Source organism: Agarivorans sp. QJM3NY_30, from assembly GCF_050870855.2.
In the GTDB taxonomy this organism is placed as follows: domain Bacteria; phylum Pseudomonadota; class Gammaproteobacteria; order Enterobacterales; family Celerinatantimonadaceae; genus Agarivorans.
Genome location: NZ_CP194038.2, coordinates 3,740,112 through 3,755,620, shown reverse-complemented (window position 1 = coordinate 3,755,620; position 15,509 = coordinate 3,740,112). Strand labels below are relative to the sequence as shown.

16 protein-coding genes are annotated in these 15,509 nt (G+C 46.7%); 11 read left to right on the top strand and 5 right to left on the bottom strand.

All coding sequences use genetic code 11. From position 1 onward, the window contains the following. The 4 genes from ACRRSX_RS17090 to add all read left to right on the top strand — a co-directional run bounded on the left by ACRRSX_RS17090 (position 1) and on the right by add (position 4,832). Positions 1 to 969, top strand: a complete 969-nt coding sequence (locus ACRRSX_RS17090; protein ID WP_432452013.1) for a hypothetical protein — start codon at positions 1 to 3, stop codon at positions 967 to 969. After that, complete coding sequence (locus ACRRSX_RS17085; protein WP_432452014.1) at positions 969 to 2,867, top strand: transglutaminase TgpA family protein; 1,899 nt, start codon at positions 969 to 971, stop codon at positions 2,865 to 2,867. Before ACRRSX_RS17090 ends, ACRRSX_RS17085 begins: the two co-directional genes overlap by 1 nt. Before the next feature lie 155 nt (positions 2,868 to 3,022). Further along, on the top strand, positions 3,023 to 3,640 hold the full coding sequence (locus tag ACRRSX_RS17080) for a hypothetical protein (protein WP_432452015.1): 618 nt from the start codon (positions 3,023 to 3,025) through the stop codon (positions 3,638 to 3,640). A 187-nt stretch (positions 3,641 to 3,827) separates the two neighbouring features. Beyond that, a complete protein-coding gene (gene add / locus ACRRSX_RS17075) occupies positions 3,828 to 4,832 on the top strand; it encodes an adenosine deaminase (RefSeq protein WP_432452016.1) in 1,005 nt (334 codons plus the stop codon). Between the two features lie 132 nt (positions 4,833 to 4,964). Here the strand turns inward: add and ACRRSX_RS17070 are convergent, their stop codons facing one another. After that, positions 4,965 to 5,183, bottom strand: a complete 219-nt coding sequence (locus ACRRSX_RS17070; RefSeq protein ID WP_432452017.1) for a hypothetical protein — start codon at positions 5,181 to 5,183, stop codon at positions 4,965 to 4,967. A gap of 411 nt (positions 5,184 to 5,594) precedes the next feature. On the opposite strand from ACRRSX_RS17070, the gene ACRRSX_RS17065 reads away from it, so the two are divergent. Next, positions 5,595 to 5,834: a hypothetical protein gene (locus ACRRSX_RS17065; protein WP_432452018.1), complete on the top strand. Its 240-nt coding sequence runs from the start codon at positions 5,595 to 5,597 to the stop codon at positions 5,832 to 5,834. A gap of 175 nt (positions 5,835 to 6,009) precedes the next feature. On the opposite strand, the gene ACRRSX_RS17060 is transcribed toward ACRRSX_RS17065, so the two are convergent. After that, positions 6,010 to 6,264: a TIGR02647 family protein gene (locus ACRRSX_RS17060; protein ID WP_432452019.1), complete on the bottom strand. Its 255-nt coding sequence runs from the start codon at positions 6,262 to 6,264 to the stop codon at positions 6,010 to 6,012. Positions 6,265 to 6,466: 202 nt separating this feature from the next. Here ACRRSX_RS17060 and ACRRSX_RS17055 point away from each other — a divergent pair, with 202 nt between their 5' ends. Both ACRRSX_RS17055 and ACRRSX_RS17050 read left to right on the top strand, forming a co-directional pair. Beyond that, positions 6,467 to 7,060, top strand: coding sequence for a LysE family translocator (locus tag ACRRSX_RS17055; RefSeq protein WP_432452020.1), 594 nt, complete (start codon positions 6,467 to 6,469; stop codon positions 7,058 to 7,060). Between the two features lie 40 nt (positions 7,061 to 7,100). After that, on the top strand, positions 7,101 to 7,919 hold the full coding sequence (locus ACRRSX_RS17050; RefSeq protein WP_432452021.1) for an AraC family transcriptional regulator: 819 nt from the start codon (positions 7,101 to 7,103) through the stop codon (positions 7,917 to 7,919). A gap of 37 nt (positions 7,920 to 7,956) precedes the next feature. On the opposite strand, the gene ACRRSX_RS17045 is transcribed toward ACRRSX_RS17050, so the two are convergent. Both ACRRSX_RS17045 and ACRRSX_RS17040 read right to left on the bottom strand, forming a co-directional pair. After that, positions 7,957 to 8,664 (bottom strand): SDR family NAD(P)-dependent oxidoreductase, encoded by a 708-nt coding sequence (locus ACRRSX_RS17045; protein ID WP_432452022.1) that lies wholly within the window; start codon positions 8,662 to 8,664, stop codon positions 7,957 to 7,959. A gap of 129 nt (positions 8,665 to 8,793) precedes the next feature. Then, a complete protein-coding gene (locus ACRRSX_RS17040; RefSeq protein ID WP_432452023.1) occupies positions 8,794 to 10,029 on the bottom strand; it encodes an OmpP1/FadL family transporter in 1,236 nt (411 codons plus the stop codon). A 410-nt stretch (positions 10,030 to 10,439) separates the two neighbouring features. On the opposite strand from ACRRSX_RS17040, the gene gloA2 reads away from it, so the two are divergent. From gloA2 to ACRRSX_RS17020, 4 genes are all read left to right on the top strand, one after another. Continuing rightward, positions 10,440 to 10,823, top strand: a complete 384-nt coding sequence (gene gloA2 / locus ACRRSX_RS17035; protein ID WP_432452024.1) for an SMU1112c/YaeR family gloxylase I-like metalloprotein — start codon at positions 10,440 to 10,442, stop codon at positions 10,821 to 10,823. A 123-nt stretch (positions 10,824 to 10,946) separates the two neighbouring features. Then, positions 10,947 to 12,395, top strand: a complete 1,449-nt coding sequence (gene phrB, locus ACRRSX_RS17030) for a deoxyribodipyrimidine photo-lyase (protein WP_432452025.1) — start codon at positions 10,947 to 10,949, stop codon at positions 12,393 to 12,395. Between the two features lie 58 nt (positions 12,396 to 12,453). Continuing rightward, a complete protein-coding gene (locus tag ACRRSX_RS17025) occupies positions 12,454 to 14,838 on the top strand; it encodes a heavy metal translocating P-type ATPase (protein WP_432452026.1) in 2,385 nt (794 codons plus the stop codon). Further along, complete coding sequence (locus ACRRSX_RS17020; RefSeq protein ID WP_432452027.1) at positions 14,831 to 15,247, top strand: MerR family DNA-binding protein; 417 nt, start codon at positions 14,831 to 14,833, stop codon at positions 15,245 to 15,247. The genes ACRRSX_RS17025 and ACRRSX_RS17020 overlap by 8 nt, the downstream gene beginning before the upstream one ends. On the opposite strand, the gene ACRRSX_RS17015 is transcribed toward ACRRSX_RS17020, so the two are convergent. After that, positions 15,233 to 15,508: a hypothetical protein gene (locus ACRRSX_RS17015; RefSeq protein WP_432456149.1), complete on the bottom strand. Its 276-nt coding sequence runs from the start codon at positions 15,506 to 15,508 to the stop codon at positions 15,233 to 15,235. The two genes, ACRRSX_RS17020 and ACRRSX_RS17015, sit on opposite strands and share 15 nt — an antisense overlap. Between the last annotated feature and the right edge of the window lies 1 nt (position 15,509).

Here is a 15,509-nt window from a genome sequence, read left to right as displayed (position 1 = left end):
TTGCGGCTGACTGAGCGATTAAAGCATTGGCGAAAGCAGCGAGTGGAGGCGTGGTTGGCTCGGCGGATCCCTGCGGCGTCTTCGTTGACGCTCAATCGAAAGAACTTATTTATCTTGCCAACCGCCTTTGGTTGGTCTTTTTTATTGACCCTAATGACCTTACTCACGATTGGGACCAACTACCAAAATAACCTTATTTTGGCTCTGAGTTTGTGGCTGTTGGCGTTGTGGTTACTGTGTTTAATTCTCTGCCATCAGAATTTGTCAGGGAGCCTGCTGCAGTTACGTTATACCGCTGAAGGTCAATGTGACCAGCCGTTACGTTTGTTGTTAGCCTTGGACAAAACCGCCGATAAAAGAGCCCTCGCAGTCGTCGGGCAATTAAGCGCTTGGCAGGGGCCTCAGGCGAGTGAGTATAGCGCAGGGTGCTTGGCGATTGATATTACCGTGAGTCAACGTGGTCATTGGCCCTTGCCTCGAATTGATATTTCGAGTGTTTATCCTTTAGGTCTATTTCGATGTTGGACACGGGTTGATTTTAACGCCACGATCACAGCTTATCCGGTACCTCTTGCGGGGTTTCCTTGTCCTGTGGCTGAGTTGGCCGGAGAGCATGATGTTGAACAACTGAGCACAGGTCCACAACCGAACGAGTTTTCTGGCTTAAAGGCTTATCGCAGTGGTGAGCGTAAAAGCTTGTTAGCCTGGAAGCAATTTGCCGCAGGTAGAGGGCTACAAAGTAAGGAATTTAGTGATAATCCGGCACTCGAGTTGCAGCTGACCGATCGCGCTTTAGTTCATTTACCCTATGAGCAGTCCTTATCGGTCCTGGTCTTCTGGGTTCGTCAACTAAATCAGCAGCAACAAGCTTTTAGTTTACAGTTGGCGCAGCGGCGGCTTGCCAGCGCTAGTGGTAACGAACACTTACAAGCTGCTCTGCGGATGCTAGCGGGGGCTGAGGTGCCTTGATGAACACTTTAGGTGCTCGCAGTATTCATTTATCTCTGGTCTGTTACTTGGCCAGCGCCTTGATATTAATGCCACATCTGCCTTGGTTGCTCGTATTGGTGGGAGGCGCTTGTGGTTGGTGGCGCTTACGAGTGGTACAAGGTTTAGCTAGCCTCCCCAAACCCAGGTGGGTGAAGTTGATCCTGTTATTGATGGTATTGCTGACCTTATGGTTAAGTTACTCGATGGATTTGTTCGACAAGTTAGTGAATGTGGTGATGCTCGGTTATAGTTTGAAATATATTGAGTTACATCAACGCAGAGACTTAGAAGTTTTTGTTCTTACTGGGTTTTTTTTAGCATCATTTTCGTTAGTGTTTTCCAGTCAGCCTCTCGCGGCAGTGTTGGCGCTGTTGGTTTGCTTCATCCATTTGTTGCTTTTGCTCAGTCTGGATGTTCGTTTATCGTTTAAACAGGGAAAAATGCTGGGGCTATGGTTGTTGGCAATGAGTCCCTTAGCGGTGGCGCTATTTGTATTGACACCGCGGCTTGCACCCTTATGGAAAATGCCTCGTCCCGACACTGCTCAAACCGGTTTGTCCGAGGTGGTTCGACCGGGGGATATTAGTCAGTTAATTCGCTCCGACAAACTGGCATTTCGAGCCGAGTTTAGCCAAGCACAAATCAGCACATCGTTGTATTGGCGGGCTATGGTATTAGATCAATTCGATGGTGAACAATGGACCCGCAGTGCTTTAGCTAAACAAATTGTTGAGCCGCCCGACGCGCCGCTCACTACGCTCCCAAGCTACCAATTATTGTTGGAACCAGCGTCCAATAACTGGTTGGCAACTCTTCATCCAAGCGTGCTAAACGGCAGTGGCGCGCAGTTTCAAGCTGATGGTAGCTGGTTGCGAAGTGGTGATAGCTTTGCTCGACAGTTGCTGCGTTTTGGGCAACTTTCCGATGCCGAGTTACAGCCACTTCCGCAGGCTGAACAGCGTCGCCTAAGTACTTTACCGCAAGGGATCCCTGATGCTGTCAGCCGTTTAGCCTCGCAATTTAGCGCGCAAGCTACCGCTCAAAGCTCAGTTGTGCGCACCGAACAAGCGATTGCAGCGATGCAACAGTGGTTTTTAGCACAAGCTTTTGTTTATACCTTAAACCCGCCCGCGTATCCCGCTTGGTTAGGAGTCGAAGAATTTTTGCTTAGGCAGCAGCGTGGATTTTGTGTGCATTATGCGCAGAGTGCTGTGGTATTGGCACGTTTGATGGGGATCCCTGCGCGAATGGTTACTGGCTACTTAGGCGGGGAGTGGCAGCAACCGGGACTGCGAATATCGGTGCGTCATTATGATGCGCATGCTTGGGCAGAGTACTGGAATGGCCAGCGTTGGCTGCGGCTTGATCCTACCGCTTGGATTGCTCCGGATCGGCTTGAATTTAACTTGCAGCAGAGCCCGTCGACAGCAGCTCAGTGGCAAAATATTCATAGTTGGGGACAACGTTTATGGTATAGCCAAGGTTTAAACCAATTAAGGTTGCTAATGGCACAAGCCGATTTTTGGTGGGCAACTTGGGTGCTCAATTTCGATCAAACTCGCCAGTTGTCTCTATTTTCCCGCTTATTAAAGCGTTTGCCGGGAAGTTCTTTGTGGATGTTAACGACTTCTTTATTGTTGCTTGGGATCTTGCTTAGTGCAGTGGCACTTGCCAAACCCTGGCGTTGGCGTTTACCACCGGCGGAGCTAAGGGCGCTACGTTGGCAGTTATACTTACTCGAACGACATGATATTCATCGTCGCTCAGGGGAGACCCTTGATCAGTTTGTGGCGCGTGTCGAGCTAGAATCGCCGAAACATCTTGCTGCCTTACGCCAAACGGTGCGAGCTTATCAGCAGCGTCGCTACCTTGAATAACGGTGAAACGCTTTATTGACGGCTTGTGATCAACATAGCTGGGAAAGATCTTTTTAAAAGTGTAATTCTTTTGATTTTTTGTTTGAACTAACCAGATTATTGTCTGTCTGGCTCGTAAAGTGTCCAGCGATTAGAGTGCAGTTAAGGGAGGATTAATGGATTGGGTTGAATGGTTTGGTTATTTGGCTTCGGTGGTCGTGGCAATATCGTTAACCATGAGCTCGTTGGTGAAGTTACGTTGTTTAAATATGTTCGGTGCAGCGCTGTTTTCCAGCTATGGTTTTGTGATTGGCGCAATGCCCGTAGCGCTCCTCAACTTGTTTATTGTGTTCGCCAATATTTATTACTTGTACGGTATTTTTCGTCGTGTTGACCAGTTTCATATGGTTGATGTCGGGGCGAACAGTCCATTGTTGGCATTTTGGATCAAACAGCATCAGGATGATATTGAGCGGTATTTTCCGCAGTTTAGTGAAGCCTCGGTTGCGGGGCAAGAATGTTATTTGTTGATGCGAAATTCTGAACCTGCCGGTATGTTAGTGGGTTTGCGGCAACAACAAGAGTTCGATATTAAGTTAGATTATGTGTTTCCGGCTTATCGAGATTTTAAAACTGGTGATTACCTTTATCATCGTTCCGAATTTTTTCAGCGTTTAGGAGTGACTAAAATAGTCAGTTACACGACAATTTCTAAACATCGGCAATACTTAGTCAAGATGGGATTTAAGCCTTATCGTCATCGTGATGATTTGTTTGTGTACCGCCTGAGTTAAGGGCGCTATTGGTAATTGGCTTGTTAAGCTCAGTAATTGCTTACTTTAAATCAACATATTAAGTTAAAATAGTGAGCGGTTTGAAACTATTCCAGTTAGGCGATGTTATTTCAGCCAATCTAAGTTGGACTCGCCTGAGCCGCTGACTACACTGAGTTCAATCATTAAAATAACAGCAGGCTTTACGATGTTAATCCAATATCCAGTGACTGATTTACACCGCCATCTCGACGGAAATATTCGCGCCGAAACTATTTTAGAGCTGGGTCGAAAGTTTAATGTAGCCTTACCAGCTAACCAATTAGCTGGATTGGTTCCACATGTGCAAATTACCAAACAAGAACCGAACTTAATCGCCTTTTTGTCTAAGTTGGATTGGGGCGTTAAGGTACTTGGTGATTATGAAGCTTGCGCGCTGGTGGCCGAACAGAACGTAGAAGATTTGATGAAGGCGAAGATTGATTACGCCGAACTGCGTTTTAGTCCGGGTTATATGGCGATGAGTCACCAGTTGAAGCCCGAAGGTGTGGTAGAAGCAGTGATTGAAGGCGTTCGCCGTGGCATGCAAAAATATGATGTGCAGGTGAAGTTAATTGGCATTATGAGCCGCACTTTTGGTCAGCAGTTTTGTCGTGAAGAGTTGGCTGCCTGTATGGCCTTTCGTGAGCACATTGTTGCTGTTGATTTAGCGGGTGATGAGTTGGGCAAACCTGGCGGGTTATTTGTAGAACACTTCTCTCACGCTCGTGATGCTGGTTTTGCGATCACTGTGCACGCTGGTGAAGCTGCTGGGCCAGAGAGTGTTTGGCAGGCGATTCGCGAGTTAGGCGCGACGCGTATTGGTCATGGAGTGAAGATCATCGAAGATCCGAAGTTAATGGAATATGTGGCGAAGCATAAAATAGGCGTCGAGGCCTGTTTGTCATCAAATTTTCAAACCAATACCGTGGCTGACTTAAGCCAGCACCCTCTAAAAGCTTTTTTAGCGGCGGGTATTCGAGCTAGCCTGAATACTGACGATCCCGGAGTCTCGGCTATTGAATTGTCTGATGAGTATCGGATTGCCCGAGAGATCTTAGGTTTTGCTGATGAGCAAATGGCACTGTTACAAAGTAATGGCTTAAAAATGGCTTTTGTGAGTGAGCAAGAGCGCAGAAGACTGCGCGAGAAAGCAGCAAAACGCATAGCGTAAATTCTGTCAATGAACAGCGGTATTAGGCTGATGCGGCTTCTGCCGACTGTCATGCCTCAATTATCTGGTAGCGAAGCAAGCCGTGCTTGCTGTTATCTGGCGAAAGTTCTTGGTGTAGTGGGTGATATAACATCAACCTGAATGATTAGATTTTAGAGCATGAGTTTTGCTACTTGAATTGCGTGTTGCAATCAGCTTGGCGATCTTCGCGGGTTCAGTGGCGTAACCATACATCGCGATTTTGTCGACTTCTGGATCGGAGCATAAGCTTAAATCTTTCACCCATGCGTCAATACTTACTGAGCTCATTAATAAGCTAAAAGCGGGGCAGGCTTGGTAGCCATTAGCCATTAGCCATTAGCCATAGCAATCGCTTCTAAACGAGACTTTTCTAGCAGGAGTCAGGGAAAAATGAATAGAAAACCAACTACGATCGACATTGCATATGCTTTTCCTGAAGGGTTTTCAATGGTTAAGGGTTTTCTTCCTCGTTTTAAGTAAATAAATTGCCACTTTTATGCATATCTGAGGCTAAAATCACGATGTTTTTTACGTCGAGTACTAGCCCGCCATATTGATTCACAAGACCGAAAGATGAAATGAGTCATTCTTGGGCTAAATCATGTCGGCCTAAGCTTCTCAATTTCTGGCTTATCTTTTTTTTCAACCCTCGGGATCTTTGTTGTGCGAGCCAAACAGAAATAAATTCTGGCCATGTAAAACATACAAATCGACTTCTGCTCCCTCGCGAGCATTTAACTTTTGAAGGCATTTGTTTCTAGTTCGTTTATTTCTGAGTGTCATGCACTGAAATTGCTTGTTGACCATGAAATTAATTCCATTTTGATTTCATCGCAATTGCAAATGCTGTTAATGATAAAGCAAGTATTAGCGAGAGGGGCGGTTTTTGATACCCTTGGTGCGCTTCAAATCCGTCATTTAGTGGAAGGGGAAATGGATGACAGTAAGCAATTTATGTCGTGCCTGTTGTCTGATATGTAACATCAATGACTAAACGAGTCTTCATCTTCACTTGTGTAAATGTATAGATGAGGAGTCAGTTTTTGATGATTTAAATTGAAGCTGAGCGGCAGAAATGGATTGGGTGATGATGGATTTTTAATTGAAAATAGAGCCAAGCTTTTTGCTGCTTGGCTGTCAAATATTTGAGATTTGTTTAAGCGGGTTCGTGTTCTGGTTTGGTGTTCAGAACCGCCAGTAGTCTTTGCCCATGCTCCAATACTTCAACGCCTAAATCGGTAAGATACCCGCCATCGGGGAGCGTGGTTAGCCCCTTGTCAAATAGGCTTTGGGCGGCTGCAACTAACTCTGAAGGGGCGTCTTGGTGAACTTTAATGCCAGTTTGCAGGCTGCTGCTATCAAACTGTAATAACAAATTAAGTTCGGCGATATTGGTCGTCGCAAATTTCATAGGGTGTTCCTTTATTATTGTGTTGTTCTCACCATAAAAAGACTGTTCGCAGCGCGCAAGCGAAGTGGCGCAGAAGTGATAACTAACGCAGTGTTTTTCTCGATAGCTTTCTCATCGGTCGATAACTTAGCGCAATTTTGTTCAATAAAACGTTGAGGCGATCCTCTATGTTAGCGTGACGCATTGAATGGGGAGGAACGAGATGAGTGTGTTTGTATCGATGTTTTTGTTTGCCTTGATTGGGGCGATAACGCCGGGACCGGTTAATATTATCGCGACGGGTGCCGGGGTAAATTTTGGTTTTCGTCGCGCACTACCGCATGTGCTTGGTGCCAGTTTAAGTTACAGTGGTGTGGTGCTGCTGGCAGGGCTTGGTTTGAATAGCCTCAGCTTGGTGATGCCATTGTTGAACCCCATATTGCAATATCTTGCGGCGGCATATTTATTGTACATGGCCTTGCGCATTGGCGCTGCGCCAGTGAGTCAAACAGCGCAACTCAGCTTAGCAATGCCTCCAAAATTGCTGGAGGGGGTTTTGGTTCAAGGCCTCAATCCTAAAGCCTGGCTGGTGGCGATGTCTGGTGTAAGTTTGTTTGTATCGAGCCAGCAGCCAGCATTTTATTACTTGTTGGTTTTTTGTCTGGTTTCTTTTATCGTGTGTTTACTTGGGGTGGGTGCTTGGGCTGCGCTTGGCACCTTAATTTCCTCCTTTTTAGCGACTCCGCGGCGGATGCGCGGCTTTAATTTGTTGATGGCAAGCTTATTGGTGTTATCGGTGTGTTCTTGGTTTTGGTAATTCTGCTTACTGGTCTAATCGACTTGCAGATGGAGGGGGAATGGCGTCAAGCGAGAAAGTGATGTTGAAACGCAGTATTGGTTTACCTAGCGTGGAATTGCGTCAGGCTTACCAATCGCGGGCTTGCTACCACCGTCACTCTCATGATGAGTTTTCTTTTGGTGTGATTGACGCTGGAGAGGCAAACTACCAGAACTTGCGTCAGCTGCATCGTATTCAGCAAGGGCAGGTCGTCACGATTAATCCTGGCGATGTTCATTCTTGCAACCCAAAACAAGGTGCTTGGTCCTTCCGGATGTTGTTTGTAGATAGTCGGTGGGTGGGTCAACTACAAGCTGAAATGTTGGCCAAACCGGCAACTGACTACCATGCCTTTGGCCAGGATTATTTGAGTTGCGGGGCCAGTTATCGAGCTATTTCGCAGTTGTTTAATCGTATTGCCCAGGAGCAGGCGCTTTTATTACAAGAAGAGTTGCTGATCGGTTTTTTTGAGCAGCAATTTAGCGCTAAACAGGGTTTACGTTCTGATGTTGAGCGCTTAGCGCTACCTCAGCTGGCAAGGGTGCAACAGTGTATTCAAGATCAGTTGGCGGAGACTGTTAGTTTAAGTGAATTAGCTGATGTCGCAGGTTTAAGCCGCTACCATTTGGTTAGAAGCTTTAAGCGAGTTTATGGCTTATCACCACATGCTTTTCAATTGAATCAACGGATCAATCAAGCCAAAGCCTTATTACGCACCGGTAACAGTATAGCCGATACCGCCTTACAGCTCGGTTTCGCCGATCAAAGTCATTTTCAACGTAACTTTAAGAAACGGCTGGCCTTAACTCCTAAGCAGTATCAGGGATTTTTTGTTTAGGCTTAAACTTAGTGTCAACAAATGCTGAACACGCAGTTTACCATGGCAGTTTTTGCCCATCCCAAGACCAGAATTGACCACTATCACAGGCTTTGAGTTGGTGTAGTATTGCCAATAGATAGTTGGCGCTTTGCCCGGGCGTAAACAATTGTGCTGCGGGTACATTGTTTTGATAAGGCTGGGATAGCGGGGTATCGGTGGTGCCGGGATGCAGTGCTGCAACACAGCAATTTGGATGGCTGCGCCGCCATTCGATACTAATGCTTTTCAGCGCCATATTTTGTGCCGCCTTGGCACAACGGTAGCTATACCAGCCGCCGATACGATTATCTTCAATGGAAGCTAATTTAGCTGAAATACTCGCGAATATCGCTGTTTTGCTTTGTTTGAGTAACTTAGCGCTATGTTTTGCCAACAAGATGCAGGGCAGTGCGTTGATATGCATGTTGAGCATAAAGGCTTCACTGTGACATTCAGCGAGACTTTTTTCTGGTCTAAGTGCTGAATTGTGTAGTAGACCCGCGCTATTAATTAGCCAATCGAGTTGTGTCATGTCGGCAAACAGCTTTGAGATATCATTTTCTTTGCGGATATCTAGTTGTGTCCAATGGAGTTTTGGATGTTGGTAGTTGGCAGGGTGTGAATGCCAAGTGGCGCTAATGCGAGTAAAACGAAGGTCTTGGCACAGCTGTTTGACTAATGCCAAACCAATACCGCCTGAGCCGCCGATGACCAGAGCATGCATATACAATCGCTAGTGTTTGGTGAGTTATGGCATTAATACGTATTGCTGAACGATAAAGTTCACCGATCGAAAAGGAAGGGCAGAGCTGGTGCAGCGATGATGAATTCGCTCATCATCGCTTGGTTTAACTTAGAAAGAGTAGTTGTATTGCATCGAGTAATAAGCTGCGTTGGAGCGGGTGTGGCCAACGACTTGACCAAGCCCTGGAATACTACTGTTTTCTTTGACTTCAACATCTTCCCCTCGAACCAAGGCTAAACCGAAGTCGATGCTACTATGACGGCTGAGGTGGTAGGTAGCGCCAGCGGTATACCAGTTACGGTCGGAATCAGGGATGGATAAGGAACTTAACTCATCGACCACGCCTTGATCATACATGTAACCCGCGCGGGCGGTCCATTTGCTGTTGATCTGATAGGTGGCTCCCAGGCTAAATAGCCATGAGTTTTTCCATTGGTAGCTTTTTACGGTTTGCTCGGCTTGAGAGCCAGTAACGGTAATGTGATCAAAATCACTCCAGCTGGTATGTTGCGCGGTATAGTGAACCGCCCACTGTGGGTTTAATTCATGGTAGCCGGCAATTTGCAAGATATTGGGCAGTGGAATATGGATTTCATCGTAACTTTGACCGCCATAATTAACTTTTCCTTCAGCGACAAACTCGGGGCTGATCCGATAGCTCATGCCTAAGCGGTTTTTATCATTGAACTCATAAGTTGCGCCGACAATACCGCCAATCGCCCATCCATCGGCTTCGACATCAACTAAAGTGCTTTGCACTGTGCTGCCACCAATCACTTCACCCGTTCGGTTGAGGGTGCCTTCACCGTAAATCAAGTCAAGGCCTGCACCCACACTTAGTTGTTGATTCACTCGATAAGATAGGCTGGTATTAAAGTTCATGGTGACAATTTCGGTTTTACCGAATAAATCAACCGGAGTCACTGCTGCGCCACTGTTGTTGAGTGCACTAATATCGGTGCCGGTACCAAAATTACTAAAGGCGGCTACCCCAATCGCTAAACGTTCATTGATCGGATGGATGTAATAGGCATTGGGAATGACTTTATCTTCTGCAGCGTCGCGCTCACTGCCATAGTTGATGGGACCATAGTTCACGTCTTTAATCGTGACATCAATATCGGCATAGGTGAGGCCCAGTGACAAGGCTGGGCTATCAAACATGGCCATTGAAGCAGGGTTACGCGATAATACGGAGGCGTTATCGGCGATCACCGCATCACCGGAAAATGCACGACCAATCCCTGTCGCAGATTGGCTGTTGAGTTGAAAGCCTGCCGCCAGACTGTGGGCACTGATTAATGAAGCACTAATAGACATTAGGCCTAATATACGTTTATTCATTGAGAAATGGTCTCTAAGTAGGAGCTTTTGCCGATGGTTAGCGCAGCTTTTATATTATTGATTGGAATTTGCTGGCGCATCTTAGGCAAGTCAAGGCTTTGCTACAACTCCGACCAGATGGAATATTATGAGCTTATCCAGCACCACGGCATTGTTTATTCTAAAGTTGGTTGCTTTTAATGGTTTTTTTAGTGAATTATTTCTCTGTCCTACTTTTTTTAGGGACTTGTTCGAGGCAGGGGCGGGTCCTTGTGATAATGCTAGCTAGCTCCCATTGTTTCATTCTGAGTTTAATTTGCAGACTAAAGTACATTTAGTCGTTGATTTTAAGGGTTGCTATTTAGCCTCGTGGCTCATTACATGAGTTTTGTTTGCTTGAATCGATAATTATTAATAGGAGAGAATTCAGTATGTTTCAGGGGATCCATCACATTGCGATTATTTGTTCTGACTATAGCCGCTCTAAACAGTTTTACAGTGAAATTTTGGGCTTGACGATTGTGGCTGAGCATTATCGAGCCGAGCGTCATTCTTACAAACTCGATTTAGCCTTGGCTGACGGTCGTCAAATTGAGTTGTTTTCCTTTGTTGGTGCGCCATTACGCCCAAGTTACCCAGAGGCGCAAGGCCTGCGACATCTGGCTTTTTCGGTGGAAAATATTGATCAGGCGATTGGCCATTTGGCTCAGCACCAAATCGCGGTTGAACCTGTTCGAGTCGACCCCTATACCCAAAAACGTTTTAGTTTTTTTCATGATCCTGACGGTTTACCTTTGGAGTTGTACGAGCAATAAGCTGTCGAGATAATTCAGGTCTGGGTTCTTAGTCGAACAATGGGCGAATCGCTTAAGCGGCTGATCAATTTGGTGAGTCGCTACGTAGTACAGCTTGAATATAATAATCGCGAAAGGGATCCCATGGCCACCCATTTGGTTTGGTTTAGAAACGATTTACGAATTAAAGATAATCAAGCGCTGAGCACTGCGATTGCCGAGGGCAGGGATGTGTTAGCCATTTATATTGGCTGCCCTGAGCAATGGCAGGCGCATGCAATGGCACCAATTCAAGCCGATTTGATTGGGCGACGTTTGCAAGTTTTGCAAAGAGAGCTCGCGGCTTTAAATATCCCACTGGTGTTACGAGAATGTCCGCATTTTAGCGATGTTCCACAATGTTTGACTGAGCTGTGTCAGCAATATCAAATAGTTGCTGCGCACAGTCATTACCAATATGAGCTGAATGAGCAGCGCCGTGACCAAGCATGCCAGCAGCAATTGTTAGCCGTCAATGTTCAATGGTGTCAGTATCATGGCGAGTGTGGTATTGCGCCTGGTTCACTGAAAACTCAAGCGGGTAATTTCTTTAAAGTGTTTACGCCGTTTCGCAAAGCCTGGTTGGCTCACTTGAGTGAAAGCGAGCTGAGCCCACTACGCAGCCCAACTGCGCTGGTTAGTCGTCGCTTGAGTACAGGCATTAGACATTTGCTGGCTCACTCAGCAGCAATCCCTGACATTAATTATCCGCGAGTAGATAGCAGTGCCTGGGCAGTGGATGATGAGGCGATCATTACTCAGCTGAGACAATTTAGCGCGAGTCAAGCAACTGCTTATAAACAGCTGCGTGATTTTCCAGCTGAGCCTGCCACCAGTAAATTATCCGCTTATTTGGCCTTAGGAATGTTAAGTCCAAGACAATGTCTGGCTCGTTTATTATTAGACCATCCCCACTGTTTAGTTGAACCTGAGGGGGGCGCATTTTGCTGGTTAAGTGAGATTATTTGGCGTGAATTTTACCGCCACTTACTGGCTGCAAATCCACGTTTATCGATGTCTCATGCCTTTATCGGTTGGACCGAGGCGATCCCCTGGCATGAGAATCAAGACTTGCTAAAGGCTTGGCAGCAGGGACAAACGGGTTATCCGATTGTTGATGCAGCGATGCGCCAGTTAAATCAGACGGGTTGGATGCACAATCGTTTGCGGATGATCGTGGCGAGTTTTTTAAGTAAAGATCTGCTGCTCAATTGGCGGCTGGGTGAGCGTTGGTTTATGCAGCATTTAATTGATGGCGACTTCGCGTCGAATAATGGCGGTTGGCAATGGGCGGCGTCTACGGGTACCGATGCTCAACCCTATTTTCGTATTTTTAATCCGACCACTCAGGGCCAACGTTTCGATCCAGAAGGTAAATTTGTTCGCCAATGGGTACCTGAGCTAGCGGATATTCCTGGTAAGTATGTGCATCAACCCCATGCTTGGGCGAATAAAAATAAGCGGTATATTGATTACCCCTTACCCGTAGTGAACCATGCCGAACAGCGTCAATTAATTTTAGGTTACTTCGAACAGGCTAAAAATTTCGCTTGACCCTCCCGTTATGGGAGGGTTAACACTATACTCATCACGAGGTTAATTTAGGGCGTTGATGATGAGTGCTTCACTGGTGTTTCCTTTACAGGGTTTACGCTGTGCTGGATGTGTACGAAAAGTTGAAGGGATCTTAGCCGAGCAAGCTGGGGTAGAAGAGGGCAGTGTTAATTTAGCCTTGAATCAGGTGCGGATCCGCTCAGCACAAATTTCGGTGCTACCAGCGCTGCGTCAAGCCTTGAGTGCCCAAGGTTTTGAGATCCCCTTCGAGCATCATATCTGGCAGATTACTGGTCTTAATTGTGCAAGTTGTGTGACGAAGTTAGAAAGCGCACTGAATCAACTGCCAGGGGTTGATAAAGTGAGTGTTAACTTAGCCTTAAATCAACTGAGCATCGACATACTGCCTGAGGCTCAGCATCTGAGTGCGGTGAAACAAGCCATCATTGACTGCGGTTTTGCGGTTCAGCAAGCGCAAAATGAAGTGCAAGGGCATGTTCAGCAAGCTGTTATTCCTTGGCGCTTATTGTTTAGTTTGTTGTTATCACTACCCTTATTACTTCCAATGTTGCTTTCTTCCCTCACTTTAGCGCCCTTATGGCAGTGGTTACTGGCCACGCCAGTGCAGTTTTATATTGCCTTGCCTTTTTATCGCGGTGCCTGGTTAGCCTTAAAGCGCGGTAGTAGTTCAATGGATACCTTAGTGGTGATGGGAACCAGCACCGCCTATGGGTACAGTGTTTATCTGTGGCAAAGTGGTCAAACGGGGCATCTATATTTTGAAGCGGCCGCAGTGATTATTAGCCTTATTTTACTCGGTAAATACCTGGAGCAACGGGCCAAATACCAAGCGGCTAGCAATATTGCCGAGTTAGTTAATTTAAGCCCCCAGCAAGCGCTGCGTTTAAATGAGCAAGGCATTGCTGAACAAGTATCGGTTGAAAGCTTAAAGGTGGCAGATATCATCTTGGTGAAGCCGGGAGAAGTTTTAGCCGCCGATGGCGATGTACTGTGGGGCAGCAGTGAAGTGTCGGAAGCGGTGATTACCGGAGAAAGCCTACCCTTGAAGAAGCAAGTGGGAGATCGAGTACTGGCTGGTAGCATCAACGGCTCGGGTTTACTCAAGGTCACTGTGAGTGCTGAAAACCGCGATAGCACCTTGAGTAAAATTATTCAATTGGTAAGTGAAGCACAATCGGGTAAGGCTCCGATCCAAAGCTTAGTCGACAAAATCAGCCATTATTTTGTGCCTGCTATCTTATTGGTTGCGCTCACAACTTTGTTGGTTTGGAGTCTTCTTGGCCAGCCGGCTCAAGGGTTGTTAGCGGCGGTCTCGGTGCTGGTGATAGCCTGTCCTTGTGCTTTAGGTTTAGCTACGCCAACTGCGTTGGTGGCTGGCACAGGGCGGGGAGCGAAACTAGGGATCTTATATCGAAACATTCAGGCCTTAGAGCTGAGTCATAAAGTGGAACAGGTATTGCTCGATAAAACCGGTACCTTGAGTGAAGGTCAGCCTAAATTAGTGAACAGCCATAATTTCAGTGAACTGGCCGACAGCGATTTACTGCGCTTATGCGCCAGTGCACAGCAAGGGAGTCAACATCCCTTAGCGGCGGCGATGATCGCGGCAGCTGACTCGCAACAGCTATTCGCATTAGATTATTTTAATAGTTATCCGGGACTTGGCATCGAAGCGCAGTTGCTACAACTGCCTCAAGGTGAGCAGCTTGAGGATCGGCTTTATCTCGGAAATCAGCGCTTCATTGAACAGCAAGGTATAGTACTTGGCCAAGCTCAGTTAGATATAGCTGAACAATGTTTGCAACGAGGCCTCACGGTGGTATATGTGGCGAATCAGCAGCGACTACTTGCTGCTCTGGCTTTTGCTGATGTACCACGTCCTAGTGCCAAGTTAGCGGTTGCAATGTTAAAACGGCTTAAGCTTAAAGTCAGCATGTTGAGTGGTGATGCCTCACAGGTGAGTCGGAGTTTAGCCAGTGATTTGGGAATTGATGACTGGCACGCGGAGCTACTGCCCGAACAAAAGTTAGCGCAGATTAAACAACGACAGGCTCAGCAGGCGACCGTGATGATGGTGGGGGATGGCGTGAATGATGCGCCGGCACTGGCGCAAGCAGATGTTGGTATAGCCATGGGTGGCGGTAGTGATATCGCGCTAAATTCGGCAGATGTGGTGTTAATGCGTGATGATCCCTTGTTGATTGTTCAGGCTATTGCCTTGGCCAGACAAACCTGGCGGATCTTAAAACAAAATTTGTTTTGGGCTTTTATCTATAATTTACTTGGCGTACCGATTGCCGCCATGGGCTGGCTTAATCCGGCATTTGCGGGCGGAGCTATGGCCTTAAGCTCGGTGTGTGTGGTCGGCAATGCTTTACGGCTTAAGTATTGGCATGCCCCTCAAGGAGAGACAGATGTATAAGATTGGTGAAGTGGCTAAGCTCACGGGCTTGTCGGTGAAAACAATACGTTACTATCATGATATTGGCTTGGTCGAGGCGCTTAAAGGCGACAATGGCTATCGTTATTATCAGCCTGTACAACTTGGTCATTTGCAATTTCTTGGGAATTGCCGAGAACTTGGTTTTAGCCTGCCGCAAAGTAAACAGCTGCTTTCTCTATATGGTGATCAGCAACGTCATGCTGCGGAGGTGAAAACTATCGCCATGCAACATCTTAAAGAGGTGGAACAGCGGATTCAGCAATTACAGCAGTTGCGATCGAGTCTTACGGCGATGGTCGATTGTTGCCATGGTGGAGAGCGGCCAGAGTGCCCTATTTTGGAAGGCTTGGCTGGTGCGAGTCGCTTGCAGCATTTAGCTACGTCGTAGACGCACCACTTTCATGATCTCAAAATCAAATCCGCCACGACTTTGCGTACTCGGATAATAACTTAGATTGACTCTCGCCCCGACTAAGTTTTTATATCGTTGTTTGCGCTTGTAGATAAAGGGCACATCGTAATTGCTGATCATCAGGGTATGTAAGATCCAGTCTCCTTCTTCGCGCTGCACATGCGAACTTACTTGCAAATGCTCGGAGTGGATCAGTGCTGGGCGCTTTTTTAGAAGAGAGTCGGGATCTTTATTCATC

Coding starts and splice junctions, on each gene's coding strand:
- ACRRSX_RS17055 (WP_432452020.1), top strand. CDS start 6,467: ATGAGTGTGTTTGTATCGATGTTTTTGTTTGCCTTGATTGGGGCGATA.
- ACRRSX_RS17040 (WP_432452023.1), bottom strand. CDS start 10,029: ATGAATAAACGTATATTAGGCCTAATGTCTATTAGTGCTTCATTAATC.
- ACRRSX_RS17050 (WP_432452021.1), top strand. CDS start 7,101: ATGGCGTCAAGCGAGAAAGTGATGTTGAAACGCAGTATTGGTTTACCT.
- gloA2 (WP_432452024.1), top strand. CDS start 10,440: ATGTTTCAGGGGATCCATCACATTGCGATTATTTGTTCTGACTATAGC.
- ACRRSX_RS17045 (WP_432452022.1), bottom strand. CDS start 8,664: ATGCATGCTCTGGTCATCGGCGGCTCAGGCGGTATTGGTTTGGCATTA.
- phrB (WP_432452025.1), top strand. CDS start 10,947: ATGGCCACCCATTTGGTTTGGTTTAGAAACGATTTACGAATTAAAGAT.
- ACRRSX_RS17070 (WP_432452017.1), bottom strand. CDS start 5,183: ATGGCTAATGGCTACCAAGCCTGCCCCGCTTTTAGCTTATTAATGAGC.
- ACRRSX_RS17085 (WP_432452014.1), top strand. CDS start 969: ATGAACACTTTAGGTGCTCGCAGTATTCATTTATCTCTGGTCTGTTAC.
- ACRRSX_RS17025 (WP_432452026.1), top strand. CDS start 12,454: ATGATGAGTGCTTCACTGGTGTTTCCTTTACAGGGTTTACGCTGTGCT.
- ACRRSX_RS17060 (WP_432452019.1), bottom strand. CDS start 6,264: ATGAAATTTGCGACGACCAATATCGCCGAACTTAATTTGTTATTACAG.
- ACRRSX_RS17080 (WP_432452015.1), top strand. CDS start 3,023: ATGGATTGGGTTGAATGGTTTGGTTATTTGGCTTCGGTGGTCGTGGCA.
- add (WP_432452016.1), top strand. CDS start 3,828: ATGTTAATCCAATATCCAGTGACTGATTTACACCGCCATCTCGACGGA.
- ACRRSX_RS17015 (WP_432456149.1), bottom strand. CDS start 15,508: ATGAATAAAGATCCCGACTCTCTTCTAAAAAAGCGCCCAGCACTGATC.
- ACRRSX_RS17020 (WP_432452027.1), top strand. CDS start 14,831: ATGTATAAGATTGGTGAAGTGGCTAAGCTCACGGGCTTGTCGGTGAAA.